Source organism: Streptomyces capparidis, assembly GCF_054782095.1.
Map to the genome: position 1 here is coordinate 103,877 of NZ_BAAGTD010000019.1, position 14,709 is coordinate 118,585.

Here is a 14,709-nt window from a genome sequence, read left to right on the forward strand (position 1 = left end):
CCGTTCTCGTTGTGTGCGACGCCCCGACCCCGCGGTACCCGCCGCCGGATTCGCCGAAAACCACCGCAACCATCGACCGCCGCCCGGAGTCCTACGCAGTGCCGCGCGGCGGGGGTCCGCGCGGTTTCGCGGACCCGCGAGGGGAGAAGCCAGCAGATGAGAGCCAGCGCGGCGGTGCGCCGCCGTACCGGGGTGGTACTCGGGATCGCCGGAATGGTGGTTCCGCTGACGGTGGCGTTCGGGGGGCCTGCCCAGGCCGCCTCGTGCACCACCTCCACCGGCCCGTACCAGAAGCAGGTGGAGAAGTTCCTCGGCCGCCCGGTGGACGGCAAGCAGTCGTCCGCCGACTGCCGGGCGATCCAGAAGTTCCAGACCGCCCACGGCATCAGCCCGAACTACGGCTACGCCGGGCCCATCACCTGGGGTGTGATGAGCCTGATGAACACGCAGAAGGCCGCGGGCAAGAACCCCAACAAGGCCGGGAAGTGCCCGACCAACAAGGGCCGCATCGCCTGCGTGGACCTCACCAGGCAACTGTCGTGGATCCAGGACGGCAAGAAGCTGGTGTACGGCCCCGTGGCCGTGCGCACCGGGCGCGACGGCTACGAGACCCGCACCGGCGCCAAGAAGGTCTACTGGCGCAACAAGAACCACTGGTCCACGCTGTACGACGTGGCCATGCCCTACAGCCAGTTCTTCGACGGCGGCCAGGCCTTCCACTCCATCAAGGGCAGCGTCTGGTCCCCGCCCGGCTCGCACGGCTGCGTGAACATGCGCAGCGGCGACGCCGCGAAGTACTGGAGCCTGCTGCGGAACGGCGACGACGTTCACGTCTGGGGCCGCAAGCCCGGCACCTGAGCGGCACCACCGGTCCGCCGGTAGGCGGCCGGGTCGTCCAGGATGGCGCGGACCACGCTGTGGGCCGCGCCGAGCAGGACCCCGTCCCGCCCCAGCGCGGAGACGGCGAGGCTGCCGGGCCGCCAGCCGCGGTCGGTGACCCGGCGCCGCAGCTCCCGGTCCAGCGGCGGCAGCAGCCACGGCCCCAGCCGGGCCAGCGCCCCGCCGAGCACCACGGCCTGCGGGTCGAGCATGTTCACGGCGCCGGACAGGGCGATGCCGAGCGCGGACCCGGCCCGGCGCAGCGCCCGCCGCGCCGCCGGGTCGCCGTCCTCGGCCAGGGCCGCCAGCAGCCGCACCCGCCCCGCCGGGCCCGGGTGCTCGGCGGCGGCCCTGACCGGGTCGATCCCGGCGGCGCGCAGCACCGCCTCCTCGCCCGCGTATGTCTCCAGGCAGCCGCGCGAGCCGCACGAGCAGCCGGGCCCCTCCGGGCGCACCGGGACGTGCCCCAGCTCCCCGGCGAAGCCGCGGGCGCCGCGGAACAGCCGCCCCTCCACCACCAGGGCGGCGCCGATGCCGATCTCCGCGGAGACGTGCACGAAGTCGGTGCGGTCCGCGGCCCCGCCCAGCCACAGCTCGGCCAGCGCGCCCAGGTTGGCCTCGTTCTCCACCCGGATCCCGGGCCCGCCCGCCCCGCCGTCCGGCCACCCGAGCGCCCGGCGCAGCAGCCCGGCCGCGTCCACCCGCGTCCACCCCAGGTTGGGCGCCCGCTCCACCGTGGCGTGGTCCGGCCCGACCAGGCCCGGCACGGCCACCGTCACGCCCGCCGGGGCCAGCCCGGCACCGGCGGCCTCGGCGGTCACGGCGCGCACCAGGCCCGCCAGGTCGGCGAGCACCTCGCCCGGGTCGCGCCCCCGGTTGCCGGACTCCGCCTCCCGGCGCGCCCGCACCCGTCCGCGCAGGTCCACCGCGCACACGGCGAGGTGGTCCACGCCGACCTCCGCCCCTATCCCGGCGGGGCCGCCCGCGCTCAGGGCGAGCGCGGTGCCGGGGCGGCCGACCGTGCCGGGCCGGGTGACCCCGAGCTCGGTGACGAGACCGGCGGTGATCAGCTCCTCCACCAGGGTGGAGACGGTGGCCTTGGTCAGCCCGACGTCGGCGGCGACGGCCGCGCGGGACGCCTCGCCCCTGGCGGCGACGGCGTGCAGGACCAGGGCGAGGTTGCGGTGGCGCACCGAGGCCTGGGTGGCGGGGGCTCCCCTGGCGGGGCCTGCGGCGCTCATGCGAACAGCGGTCCCGCGGCGCCGAGCGCGGCCGTCAGCCGCTCCAGGGCGGCCTCGTCCCGCGCCACCGGCTCGTACAGGGGCCCGTCGTCGGTGCCCCAGCGGCGGGCGACGGCGGCCGGGTCCTCGCCGGTGAGCAGCGCCGCGGCCTGCGCGGCGGCGCCGAGCGCGACGAGCTCCTCGGCGACGGGCACCCGCACCGCGCGCCCGGACAGGCGGCGCACCGTCTCCCGCCACGCCACCCCGCGCGCCCCGCCGCCGATGAGCAGCAGCGGCTCGTCCCCGCCCGCTCCGTCGCCCGCGGCGAGCACCTGGTCGAGCGCGTTGAGCAGCGCGAACGCCGCCCCGTCGTAGGCGGCCTGGAGCACCTGCCCGGCCGTGGTGTCGTGCCGCAGACCGGTGAGCAGCCCGGAGGCGTAGGGCAGGTTGGGGGTGCGCTCGCCGTCGAGGAACGGCAGCAGCACGGCCTCGCCGCCGGGCTCGACGTCCTCCCGGTCCCGGCCGAGCAGCGTCGCCACCTTGTCCACGGCCAGGGTGCAGTTCAGGGTGCAGGCCAGCGGCAGCCACCCGCCGTGGGCGCCGGCGAACCCGGCGACGGTGCCGCTGGGGTCGGCCGGGCGCCGCAGGGACGGCGCGTACACCGTGCCGGAGGTGCCGAGGCTGAGCGCGGGGCGGCCGGGCAGCAGCCCGAGGCCGAGCGCCGCCGCCATGTTGTCGCCGGTGCCCGCGGCCACGAGGGTGCCGGGGGCGAGCGGCAGCCCGTCGGCGGCGCGCACCTCGCCCGCGGTCTCGCCGGGGGCGAGTACCCGGGGCAGCAGCGCGGGGTCGAGGCCGAGCAACTTCAGCACCTCGGCGTCGTACGCCTCGTCGGCCGTGGACCACCAGGCGGTCCCGGAGGCGTCGCCCCGGTCGGTGGTGCCGCCGTCCGGTTCGCCGGTGAGCCGGCCGCTCAGGTAGTCGTGGGGCAGCCGGACGGCGGCGGTGGCCCGCGCCGCGTCGGGCTCGTGCTCCCGCAGCCACGCCCACTTGGTGGCGGTGAAGCTGACGGGCGGCACGCTGCCCAGCCGCCGCGCGGTGCGCTCGGGCCCGCCGAGGGCCTCGGTGAGCGCGGCGGCCTGCGGCGCGGAGCGCACGTCGTTCCACAGCAGCGCGGGCCGCACCGGGCGGCCGTCGCGGTCCAGGGTGACCAGGCCGTGCTGCTGCCCGGCGACGGAGACGGCGGCGGCGCGCTCGGCCAGCCCCGTCTGCCGCAGGGCGTCGCACAGCGCCTCCCACCACTGCTCCGGGTCGCTCTCCCGCCCCGGGCCGCCGCTGACCCGGTGCCGCGCCTGCCCCCGCGCCAGGACCTCACCCGTCCCGGCGTCCACCACCAGTGCCTTGGTCGACTGCGTGGAGCTGTCCACGCCCACGACCAGCGGTCCGTTCACCATGCCGCACCACCCTGCCTCATCTGCCGGCTTCCTGGCCACCGGCCCCGTCCCTCTTGTCCGATGTGCGCTCGCATACTAATTTGTTCAGCGGCCTGACGAAATCCTCGCGCCAGAAACGCAGAAAAGAGCCGCCCCCATGAACTTCCAGCCAACCCCCGAGGACCGCTTCACCTTCGGCCTGTGGACGGTCGGATGGCAGGGCCGCGACCCCTTCGGCGACGCCACCCGCCCGGCCCTGGACCCGGTGGAGACCGTGCACCGGCTCGCGGAGCTCGGCGCCCACGGCGTGACGTTCCACGACGACGACCTGATCCCGTTCGGCTCCTCCGACAGCGAGCGCGACGAGATCGTGGCCCGCTTCCGCAAGGCGCTGGACGCCACCGGCATGAAGGTGCCGATGGCCACCACGAACCTGTTCACCCACCCGGTCTTCAAGGACGGCGCCTTCACCGCCAACGACCGGGACGTGCGCCGCTACGCCCTGCGCAAGACGATCCGCAACATCGACCTGGCCGTCGAGCTCGGCGCGAAGGTCTACGTCGCCTGGGGCGGGCGCGAGGGCGCCGAGTCCGGCGCGGCCAAGGACGTGCGCACCGCCCTTGACCGGCTCAAGGAAGCCTTCGACATCCTCGGCGACTACGTGCTCGACCAGGGCTACGACCTGAGGTTCGCCATCGAGCCCAAGCCGAACGAGCCGCGCGGCGACATCCTGCTGCCGACCATCGGCCACGCCTTGGCGTTCATCGAGCGACTGGAGCACCCGGAGATCGTCGGCCTCAACCCCGAGGTCGGCCACGAGCAGATGGCGGGCCTGAACTTCCCGCACGGCATCGCCCAGGCCCTGTGGTCGGGCAAGCTGTTCCACATCGACCTCAACGGCCAGTCCGGTATCAAGTACGACCAGGACTTCCGGTTCGGCGCCGGCGACCTGCGCGCCGCGTTCTGGCTGGTGGACCTGCTGGAGTCGGCCGGGTACGAGGGGCCGCGCCACTTCGACTTCAAGCCGCCGCGCACCGAGGACTTCGACGGCGTGTGGGCCTCGGCGGCCGGGTGCATGCGCAACTACCTGATCCTCAAGGAGCGGGCCGCCGCGTTCCGCGCCGACCCCGAGGTGCAGCAGGCGCTGCGCGACTCGCGGCTGCACGAGCTGGCCCAGCCCACCCTCGGCGAGGGCGAGGACCTGGCGTCGCTGCTCGCCGAGGACTTCGACGTGGAGTCGGCGGCGCGCCGCGGCATGGCCTTCGAGCGGCTGGACCAGCTCGCCATGGACCACCTGCTGGGCGCGCGCGGCTGACGAGGGCGAAGCCCCGGCGGGGTCCGGGGGCGAAGCCCCGGCAGCGGGCCCGGGGCTGAGCCCACAGCGGGCCGGGGGCCGGGGCCCGGGGGTGCGCGGGGCGCGAGCCCTCGCACCCGGCCCACGGCCCGGGGCGCCGCCCAGGAGGGGGCCGGAGGGCTTCGGCCCCGGCCCCCGGCCGCCCGGGTGTTCGCCCCCGCCCCCCGAGTCCCCACCGGGGATGCCCCCGGCCCTCACCCCCGCCCGAAGTCTCATCCCCCTCTCATCCGCCCCTCACCTTCGTCTGAGACGCGCTGCCTACCGTGCGGCGCATGTTCTTCACCTATCTCAGACGCGAGCTGCGCCGCCGCAGGAAGGCCGCCCTGGTCGTGGCCCTGGGGCTGGCCCTCGGCATCGGCCTGGTCATCACCGTGTCGTCGGTGTCCGCCGGCATGCGGGACGCGCAGGACGAGGTCCTCAAGTCCCTGTACGGCGTCGGCACGGACATCACCGTGAGCCGGCAGGCCGACGCCGACGGCGAGCGGCCCGCGCGGCCCCGGCTCCGCTTCGACCAGCGCGGCGAGGGGGAGACCGAGAGCAGCAAGGAGGTCGTGGTCCCCGCGGGCGGCCTGGCGGCGCTGGACGAGTCCGCGGTGCGCGAGGTGGCGCGGCAGGACGGCGTGGCCTCGGCCGTCGGCGGGCTGAGCCTGACCGTCAACAAGCTCAACGGCTCCTTCCGGATCGAGCCGGGGCAGCAGCCCCCCGGCGGGCCCGGCAGCTCCGGCAAGGGCGGCCCGGACGTCGTCGAACGCGGGCACGGCTCCGCCGAGTTCGACGTCGACAGCTACACCCTGTTCGGCGTGGACGTCAGCGACCAGGGCGTCGGCCCGATGAGCTCCGTCGGCATCAGCGAGGGCAAGGGCTTCACCGCGGCCCAGGCCGACGCCGCGGTGGCCGTCCTCGACAGCGGCTACGCCCGGCAGGAGAAGCTCGACGTCGGCGACACCCTGACCATCAAGGGCGCCGAGTACGAGATCGTCGGCATCGCCACGGCCGACACCGGCGAGCCCGCGGCCAACGTGTACGTGCCGCTGGCGCGCGCCCAGGCCCTGGCCGACGTGGACATGAAGGACAAGGTCAGCACCGTCTACGTCAAGGCGGAGGACGCCGACCGGGTCGGCGCGGTGAAGTCCGCCATCGAGAAGAACGTGACCGGCACCACCGTCACCAGCTCCTCCGACCTCGCCGAGCAGGTCTCCGGCTCCCTGTCCACCGCCTCCGACCTGGCCACCAGCATCGGCAAGTGGCTGTCCGCGGTGGTGCTCGCCGCCGCGTTCCTCATCGCCGCGCTGCTCACCGGCTCCGCCGTCACCCGCCGCGTCCGGGAGTTCGGCACCCTCAAGGCCGTCGGCTGGAGCCGCGGCCGGGTGGTGCGGCAGGTCGTCGGGGAGGCGTTCGCCGGCGGCGCGCTCGGCGGGGCCCTCGGCATCGCGCTGGGCGTCGCCGGGGCCCTCGCCGTCACCGCGGTCGCGCCCGGTCTCACCGCCACCGTCGGCGCCACCGGCGCGACCGGCGCAGGACCCGGCGGCCCGGGCGGCTTCGGCGGGCCCCGGGTGCTGGGGGAGAAGACCGCCAAGAGCATCGACATCGCCCTGACCGCCCCGCTCACCGCGACCACCATCGCCCTGGCCGTGCTGCTCGCCGTCACCGGCGGTCTGGTGGCGGGCGCCTTCGGCGGCTGGCGCGCGGCGCGGCTGCGCCCCGCGGACGCCCTGCGCCGCATCGAGTAGCCCACCGCACCCCCTCCCCGAAGGAGTCGCAGGCATGTACACACTCACCGGTGTCGTCAAGCGCTACCGGCGCGGGCACCAGACCGTCGAGGCCCTCGCGGGCGTGGATCTGACCATCGCTGACGGCGACCACCTCGTCGTCAAGGGCCCCACCGGGGGCGGCAAGTCCACCCTGCTCCAGATGCTGGGCGGCCTGGACCGGCCCACCGGGGGCGTGGTCGAGCTCGACGGCACCGACCTGGCCCGGCTGAGCGAGGCCAGGCTGACCCGGGTGCGGGCGCGGAGCATCGGCTTCGTCTTCCAGACCTTCAACCTCATCCCCACCCTCAGCGCCCAGGAGAACGTGGAGACCGCGCTGGTGCCCCTCGGCGTGAAGGCCGCGGAGCGGCGGCGCAGGGCCGCCGAGGCGCTGGAGTCGGTGGGCCTGGCCGAGCGTCGCTCCCACCTGCCGAGCGAGCTGTCCGGCGGCCAGCAGCAGCGGGTGGCGATCGCCCGGGCCCTGGTCAAGCGGCCCAGGGTGCTGCTGGCCGACGAGCCCACCGGCAACCTGGACGAGGGCACCCGCGACGAGATCAGCGCCCTGCTCGACGGCCTGTGGCGCGAGCACGGGCTCACCTATGTGATGGTCACCCACGACAGTTCGCTGGCCGCCCGGGCCCCGCGGGTGGCGACGATCGACCGCGGCACCCTGACGGTGAAGGACCAGCGCCGCCCCGAGGCGGCCGGCGCCACCTGATCCACCGTCACCCCAAAGCCCCCTCCCGGCCGTCCGCCGGACCGGCGAACCGGCCGGTCGGCCGGGAGGGCCCACGCGCCCCGCCCCCGCCCGCCCCTGACGGCGGCGCACTCGCCGCGTCGCGCTCCGGTCCCGCGAACCGGGGCGCCCGGCTGTTACAGAACCGCCTGGCAACCGCCCTTGTTCCGTGCGCAACCCGGGCGGAAGCATGAATGCGCACAAGCGGGGCCGGGACTGGCCGGGGGGCCGGGGGGAGACCGCAGCCTTTTCCTCGAAGCGCTTCCGTCACGCCCGACGGCGCCCGCGCCACCGAGCGAGGGGAAGGCAGACTTTGCGCACAACCGGATCCACCGGCCCGGCCGCCGCGGCCCTGTCCGCGGCCCTGGCGGGCGCGCTGGCGCTCGGCCTCGCCCCCGCGGCGCAGGCCGGACCCGCGCCGGCGGGCGCGCCGTCGTGGCAGGGCAGGCCCACCGGGGAGCCCGCCCGCGCGGTCACCCTGATCACCGGCGACCGGGTGCACATGGACGCCGGGGGACGGGTCGTCCGGGTCACCCCGGGCCGGGGCCGCGGCGCGATCCCGGTGTCCGTCAGGACCGTCCACGGCCGTACCCACGTCCTGCCCATGGACGCCGCCGGGCTGGTCGCCAAGGGCCGCCTGGACCGGCGCCTGTTCGACGTCACCACCCTGCTGGCGTCCGGCTACGACGACTCCGGCCGCGCCGGCACCCCGCTGATCGTCTCCTACTCCGGCGGGCGGCGCGCCGCGGCGCGGAGCGCCCTGAAGGCCGCCGACGTGACCGTGCGCCGCACCCTGCCCGCCCTCGGCGGGGAGGCCGTCACCGCGCCCAAGGCCGGCTCCACCGAGGTGTGGAACGCCCTCACCCGCGAGGGCACCGGCCCCGCCCGCCGCACCGCCGCCGGCATCGCGCGGGTGTGGCTGGACGGTGTGCGCCGGGCGAGCCTGGACCGCAGCGCGTCCCAGATCGGCGCCCCCGCCGCCTGGCGGGCCGGGTACACCGGGAAGGGCGTCAAGGTCGCGGTGCTGGACACCGGCGTGGACCAGACCCACCCCGACCTGAAGGGCGCCGAGGTCGCGGAGAAGAACTTCTCCGCCGCGGAGGACACCGTGGACCGGGCCGGCCACGGCACCCATGTGGCGTCCGTGATCACCGGGTCGGGCGCCAAGTCGGACGGGAGGAACCGCGGCGTCGCCCCGGACGCGCTGATCCTGGACGCCAAGGTCCTCGACGACGACGGCTACGGCGAGGACTCCGGTGTCCTCGCCGGCATCGACTGGGCCGTGCGGCAGGGCGCGAAGGTGATCAACCTCAGCCTCGGCGGGCCCGACACCCCCGAGGACGACCCGCTGGAGAAGGCGATCGACGCCTACACGCGGGACAAGGGCGTGCTGTTCGCCGTCGCCGCGGGCAACGACGGCCCCGGCGAGGGCACCCTGGGCTCGCCCGGCACCGCCGAGGAGGCCCTGACCGTCGGCGCGGTGGACCGCGACGACGCCGTCGCGGAGTTCTCCGGCAGCGGGCCCGCCGCCGACGGCTCGCTCAAGCCGGACGTCACCGCGCCCGGCGTGGACATCGTCGCCGCCAAGGCGGCCCACGGCTATCTGGGCGACCCGGCGGGCGACGGGTACGTGTCGATGTCCGGCACCTCCATGGCCACCCCGCACGCGGCGGGCGCGGCCGCGATCGTCGCCCAGCGGCACCCCGGCTGGACCGGCCGGCAGATCAAGCAGGCGCTGACCGCCTCCGCGCGTTTCGGCGACGCCACCGCCTACCGGCAGGGCGGCGGCCGGGTGGACCTGGCGCGGGCGGTCGGCCAGAGCGTGGTGACCGAGCAGACCCGGCTGGACTTCGGCGTGCAGTTGTGGCCGCACCACGACGACGAGCCGGTGACGCGGAAGGTCACCTACCGCAACCACGGCAGCGAGCCGGTCACCCTGGACCTGCGGCTGCACGGCACCGGCGGCCCCAACGGCCCGACCCCGCCCGCCCTCCGGCTCAGCGCCTCCCGGCTCACTGTCCCCGCGGGCGGCACCGCCGACGCGGAGCTCACCGTCGACACCACCACCGGCGAGGACGGCCTCCACTCCGGCCTGCTGGCCGCCACGGCGGACGACGGCACCCGGGTCGGCACCGCCTTCGGGGTCGTCCGCGAGGTGGAGTCCTACGACCTGACGGTGCGGACCCTCGACGCCGCGGGCAAGCCCGGCGCCGGCTCCCTGACCTCGGTCGTCGGCCTGGACAACGCCGTGGAGAAGATGCCGGACGACACCGACGGCGACGGCGTGGTGAAACTCCGCCTGCCCAGGGGCGACTACGTGGTGGACACCTCCATCAGCACCGGCGACCGGAAGCTGGCCCTGATGACCCGGCCCAAGCTGTCGCTGACCCGGGACACCGCGCTCACCCTGGACGCCCGCGCGGCCAAGCCCGTGAAGGTCACCCCGCCGGACCCCAAGGCCGGCCTCAACGCCGCCTTCGTCGCCTACGAGATCGACGAGGGCCGCGGCTACGCCCTCGGCAACTTCCTGTTCGAGCTCGACGGCGTCAGCACCGCCCACGTCGGCCCCGCCCTCCCCGACGACCGGCTCACCTCCCTGATCGGGGGCACCTGGTCGCGCGGCGCGGACGTGTACGACCTGGCCTACGCCCGCCGCGGATCGCTGCACACCGGCTTCACCCACCGGGCGGCCGCGAGCGAGCTGGCCCGGGTGGAGGTCACCGTCGGCGAGCCCGCGGCGGGCAAGCAGGGCGCGGTCTCCGCCGGGTGGTGGAGCGAGCGGATGGCGCTCGGCGTCGTACCCGACCCGGTCGCGCTGCCCGGCACCGTGCGGCACCACGTCGGCACGCCCCCCGGACTGAAGTGGAGCTTCGACCTCCACCAGAGCGCCGACGACGAGGACGAGACCTATCTGGAGCACCCCGTCCGCCGCGCCTACCGGGCCGGGAAGACCTACCGGTTCACGATGAACGTGGGCGTCTTCGGCCCGTCCGCGGGCGGGCCCGAAAGCCCGTTCGGCGCGGTGCGCCACCAGGACGGCATCGACCTGTGCGTGCCGATGTTCAGCGACGGCGCGGGCAACTTCGGCGACTCCCTGGTCACCAGGGCCCGGACCACGGTCACCGCCGACGGCAGGAAGATCGTGGACGAGGAGACCGGGCCGTGCGGCGGTCTCGCCGACCTGCCCGACGCGGCGGCCACCTACACCATCAGCGCCGACGTCAGCCGCAGCGCCAAGGTCTCCGCCGCCACCACCCGGGTCACCGCCGACTGGACGTTCACCTCGGCGCGGCCCACCGGGGACGAGGAGGTGTGGCTGCCGCTGTCCACCGTCCGCTTCCACCCGAAGCTGTCCCTGGCGAGCACCGCGAAGGCGGGCCGGTCGCTGACCGTGCCGCTGACCGTGGAGGGCGCCGCCGCGGGCCGCGGTCTGCGCACGCTGCGGGTGTGGGTCTCCTACGACGGCGGCGAGTGGTGGCGCGGGACCGCCGTGCGGACGGACGCGAACGGCGGCAAGTCGATCACGCTGAAGCACCCGGAGCGCGCGAAGTCCGTGTCGTTGAAGGTGCGCCTCAGCGACACCTCGGGCAACACCACCCACCAGGTGCTCCACCGCGCCTACAACCTGGTCCGGTAGCGAGCCGGCGCGGACCGGTGACGGCCCCGGCCCGGCGGCACACGACCGCCGGACCGGGGCCGCCGCACGTCCCGGCACCGGCCGGCACACGGCGGACCGGCACGAACGACGCCCCCAGCCGGCGTCGCTCACGGGGGGAAGCGACGGTGCCGGCTGAGGGCTGACAACACATATTATTCATCGCCCGGCGAAAAACGCTCTGTGGATCATCGCGTCCCGGTCGAGTATCGCCAGTGGCACGCCGTGTCGAACGCCCGAGCGCGCCCGTAAAACCCCTGGAGGCCACCCGCCCTCAGGTGCCAGGGTGCCCAACCATGACCGAATCCGCCCTGCGCGACCTCGCCTACGAGGACCTGGACTTCAACTCCCCCCTGTCCGACGCCCGCGCCGCAGAACTGCTGCGCTCGCTGCGCCCCCTGGCCGGAGCCACCGTGCTCGACCTGGGATGCGGCTGGGCCGAACTGCTCCTGCGGCTGCTGGAGGCCGAACCGACCGCCACCGGCGTCGGCGTGGACACCGCGGAGGGAGCCCTCGCCCGCGGCCGGGCCGCCGCCGCGGCGCGCGGCCTGACCGACCGGGTCCGACTGGAGCGGGCGGACGCCGCCGGGTGGGCGGGCGATCCGGTGGACGTCGTCATCACCGTTGGTGCCACCCACGCCTGGGGCGGCGCCCGCCGAACCCTGGAGGCGGTCCGCCCGCTGCTGCGCCCCGGCGGGCGGCTGCTGCTCGGCGAGGGCTTCTGGGAGCGCGAGCCCACCCCGGCCGCGCTCGCCGCCCTGGACGCCGCACCCGACGACTACACCCCGCTCGCGGGCCTGGTCGAGCTGGCCGTGGCGTGCGGGTACCGGCCCCTGGCCGTGTCCGTGGCGAACGCCGACGAGTGGGACTCCTTCGAGTCCCGGTGGTGCGGCGGCCTGGAGCGGTGGGCGCTGGCCCACCCCGGCGCCCCGGAGGCCGCGCCCGCCCGCGAGCGCGCCGACGACCACCGCGCCGGGTGGATGGCCTACCGGGGCATCCTCGGCTTCGCCTACCTCACCCTCGCCCCCGCGGCCTGACCGCACCCCGCGCCCGCGCCGCCGGAGCGCGGCGGGGGCGCGGGACCCGTCGCCGCGCCCCGCGCCCGTGCCCGAGCCCGTTCGCCCGGGAGCACGACGTCCGATGACCGCCGGAACGCCGCGCCCCCGGCCGCGCACCATGGCGTCCATGACCACCACGACCGCCACCTACCGGATCACCGCCATCCCCGCCGACGTCCTGGCCGGGCTGCGGCGGCGCGACGACGCGGGCCGCCCGCCGCGGCTCGTCCACGACGCCGAGGGCGGCTCGCCGCTGCGCTGCTGCCTGACCCGCGGCCGCCCGGGGGAGACCCTCGCCCTCGTCTCCTACGCCCCGCTGCGGCGCTGGGCCCGGGCCACCGGCGCCGACCCGGGCCCCTACGACGAGACCGGCCCCGTCTTCATCCACCCCGGGCCGTGCCCGGGCCCGGCGGGCGACGGCGTGCCCGAGGCCGTCCGCGGCGAACGCCGCGTGTGCCGGGCCTACACGGCGGACGGCTCCATCCGCGGCGGCCTGCTGGTGGACCCGCTGCACCCCGAGATGCCGCCCACCGTTGAGGCCGCCCTGGACACCCTGTTCGCCGACCCGGACACCGCCGTGGTGCATGTGCGCTGCGTCGAGTTCGGCTGCTTCGTCCACGCGGCCCACCGCCACCCGGACGCCTGACCGGCTCCCACCCCGGCCCCGCGCCCCGGCCCCCGCCCCCGCCTCACTCCCCGGCCGAGGGCCCCGGCTCCGCGCACCCGTAGCGGCCGAGCGCGAACCGGGCGACGACGAGCTTGCCGCCGGGCGCGCCGCGCCTCCACCACAGCTCGTCCGCGAGCGCGGCGACGATCGCCAGCCCCCGGCCGGACACCGCCCGGTCGTCGGGCTCCGCGCCCGGCGCCGGGAGCACCGGCGGGCGCGGATCCTCGTCGCCCACCTCCAGGCACAGCTCACCCGTGCGCGCCCGCCGGCGCACGCCCACCGTCACCGCCCGGTCCACCCCCCTCCCGTGGACCGGGCGCACGGCGTGCCGCACCGCGTTGATCACCAGCTCGTTGGCGCACAGCACGGCGTCGTCCAGCACCGCCCACAGCCCCCAGTCCGCCAGCGCCGCCGTCACCAGCAGCCGCGCGTTGCGCGGTGTGTGCCGTGACTCGGCGCGGTAGCGGTCGCCCCTGAACTCCGTCCAGCCCGGCGCGGGCACCGGCCCTCCCCACCCCGCGCCCACCGGCGCCTCCGCGTTCATCTCCTGGACGCGCATGACACATCAGCCCCGTTGGTCTCGCCTCGCCGTGTTCTGTCCCGCCCCACGATGCTGCCGCGGCGTGTCGTGCGGCAGAGGAGCCAGACAGGGGGCCAGACGGGGGCCACAATGGGTACACAGGCCATACGGGGGGGCCACGGATGACCCATGAACGTCAGCGTTTCGGACAGTACCTCGCCCGGCTCCGGCTGGACGCGCGCATAAGCCAGCGGGACCTGGCCGACCACCTGTGCCGCCTGTCCGGCACCCAGTCCCTGACCAGGCACGAGGTCAGCCGGTGGGAGCGCGGCGCGCGCACCCCCGACACCTGGCTGCCGTTCCTCGCCCAGGCGCTCGGCGTGCCGCTGGAGGAGCTGCGCAGGGCGGCGTTCCCCGCCCGCCGGGGCACCCGACCCGTGCCGGTCCGCGCGGCCCGGCACGGGCGGGGCCTCGCCGACCTGATGCCGGGCGGCGCGCCGCTGACCCGGCGCACCGCCCGCACCGGCCGCCGCGTCGGACAGGACGCCGTCGACCACGTCCTCCGCCGCGCGCACCGGCTGCGCCTGGCCGACGACGTGCTCGCCGGCGGCGACCTGCTGCACCCGGCGCTGCGCGAACTCGACTCGGCGACCCGGCTGTACCGGGACGCGGCGTTCACCGAGGAGACGGGCCGCCGCCTGCTCGCCGCCATCGGCGAACTCGCCCAGATCGCCGGGTGGATAGCCGCCGACGCGGGCGAACTCGCCCGGGCCGAGCGCATCCACCGCCTCGGCCTGACCGCCGCCCGCACCGCCCGGGACCACACCCTGGCCGCCAACATCCTCGGCTCGCTGGCCTACCAGGTCACCAACACCGGCGATCCCGCGGAGGGCGTCGCCATGGCCAGGGCCGCGGTCGACCTCGCCGGCGACGAGGCGCCGCCCCGGGCCCGCGCCCTGTACTGGGACCGCCTGGCCTGGGCGCACGTGCGGGCCGGCCAGACCCAGCCCGCCCTGCACGCGCTGGCCCGCGCCGCCGAGGCGTACGCGCAGGCCGGCCCCGGCGACGAGGACCCGCCGTACCTGTACTGGGTGGACCGCGAGGAGATCCAGATCATGGAGGCGCGCGCGTACACCGAACTGCGCCGCCCCCTGCGCGCCGTGCCCGTCCTCACCGACGTCCTCGGCCGCTACGACGCCACCCACGCGCGGGAGCTGGCCCTGTACCTGTCCTGGCTGGCCGTGGCCTACGCCGACGGCAACGAGCCGGAGGAGGCCGCCCGCACCGCCGCCCGCATGCTCACCCTGAGCACCGACATGGCCTCCGAACGCACCGCGGAGCGCTCCCGCGTGGTCCTGCGCCATCTGAGGACCTTCGCCAAGGTGCCCGCCGTCCGCGCGCTCCTGGCGGAGCACCCGGTGCCGTGAACGGCCCCCGCGGGC

The 14,709-nt window shown here is 76.2% G+C and carries 11 protein-coding genes; 8 read left to right on the top strand and 3 right to left on the bottom strand.

The features are described 5' to 3' along the window. The first annotated feature begins 156 nt into the window (after positions 1 to 156). Positions 157 to 858, top strand: a complete 702-nt coding sequence (locus ACYVO2_RS17470) for a L,D-transpeptidase family protein (protein ID WP_461008758.1) — start codon at positions 157 to 159, stop codon at positions 856 to 858. On the opposite strand, the gene ACYVO2_RS17475 is transcribed toward ACYVO2_RS17470, so the two are convergent. Together ACYVO2_RS17475 and xylB are read right to left on the bottom strand one after the other, a co-directional pair. Then, positions 828 to 2,120: an ROK family protein gene (locus ACYVO2_RS17475; protein WP_461008759.1), complete on the bottom strand. Its 1,293-nt coding sequence runs from the start codon at positions 2,118 to 2,120 to the stop codon at positions 828 to 830. The two genes, ACYVO2_RS17470 and ACYVO2_RS17475, sit on opposite strands and share 31 nt — an antisense overlap. Further along, positions 2,117 to 3,550, bottom strand: coding sequence for a xylulokinase (gene xylB / locus ACYVO2_RS17480; RefSeq protein ID WP_461008760.1), 1,434 nt, complete (start codon positions 3,548 to 3,550; stop codon positions 2,117 to 2,119). The genes ACYVO2_RS17475 and xylB overlap by 4 nt, the downstream gene beginning before the upstream one ends. Before the next feature lie 136 nt (positions 3,551 to 3,686). Here xylB and xylA point away from each other — a divergent pair, with 136 nt between their 5' ends. The 6 genes from xylA (at position 3,687) to ACYVO2_RS17510 (ending at position 12,726) form a co-directional block, all read left to right on the top strand. Continuing rightward, on the top strand, positions 3,687 to 4,844 hold the full coding sequence (gene xylA, locus ACYVO2_RS17485) for a xylose isomerase (RefSeq protein ID WP_461008761.1): 1,158 nt from the start codon (positions 3,687 to 3,689) through the stop codon (positions 4,842 to 4,844). A 311-nt stretch (positions 4,845 to 5,155) separates the two neighbouring features. Next, positions 5,156 to 6,613 carry an ABC transporter permease gene (locus ACYVO2_RS17490; RefSeq protein WP_461008762.1) on the top strand — a complete coding sequence of 486 codons (1,458 nt, stop codon included), beginning with the start codon at positions 5,156 to 5,158 and terminating at the stop codon, positions 6,611 to 6,613. 34 nt (positions 6,614 to 6,647) lie between these two features. Beyond that, positions 6,648 to 7,349 carry an ABC transporter ATP-binding protein gene (locus ACYVO2_RS17495; RefSeq protein WP_461008763.1) on the top strand — a complete coding sequence of 234 codons (702 nt, stop codon included), beginning with the start codon at positions 6,648 to 6,650 and terminating at the stop codon, positions 7,347 to 7,349. 331 nt (positions 7,350 to 7,680) lie between these two features. After that, positions 7,681 to 11,004 carry a S8 family serine peptidase gene (locus ACYVO2_RS17500; protein ID WP_461008764.1) on the top strand — a complete coding sequence of 1,108 codons (3,324 nt, stop codon included), beginning with the start codon at positions 7,681 to 7,683 and terminating at the stop codon, positions 11,002 to 11,004. 314 nt (positions 11,005 to 11,318) lie between these two features. Next, the gene (locus ACYVO2_RS17505) at positions 11,319 to 12,059 is read left to right on the top strand and encodes an SAM-dependent methyltransferase (protein ID WP_461008765.1); all 741 of its coding nucleotides are present in this window, start codon (positions 11,319 to 11,321) and stop codon (positions 12,057 to 12,059) included. 148 nt (positions 12,060 to 12,207) lie between these two features. Then, the gene (locus tag ACYVO2_RS17510; RefSeq protein WP_461008766.1) at positions 12,208 to 12,726 is read left to right on the top strand and encodes a DUF1203 domain-containing protein; all 519 of its coding nucleotides are present in this window, start codon (positions 12,208 to 12,210) and stop codon (positions 12,724 to 12,726) included. A gap of 43 nt (positions 12,727 to 12,769) precedes the next feature. Here the strand turns inward: ACYVO2_RS17510 and ACYVO2_RS17515 are convergent, their stop codons facing one another. Next, positions 12,770 to 13,306, bottom strand: coding sequence for an ATP-binding protein (locus ACYVO2_RS17515; protein ID WP_461008767.1), 537 nt, complete (start codon positions 13,304 to 13,306; stop codon positions 12,770 to 12,772). A 143-nt stretch (positions 13,307 to 13,449) separates the two neighbouring features. Here ACYVO2_RS17515 and ACYVO2_RS17520 point away from each other — a divergent pair, with 143 nt between their 5' ends. Further along, the gene (locus ACYVO2_RS17520) at positions 13,450 to 14,694 is read left to right on the top strand and encodes a helix-turn-helix domain-containing protein (RefSeq protein ID WP_461008768.1); all 1,245 of its coding nucleotides are present in this window, start codon (positions 13,450 to 13,452) and stop codon (positions 14,692 to 14,694) included. Positions 14,695 to 14,709 lie beyond the last annotated feature (15 nt).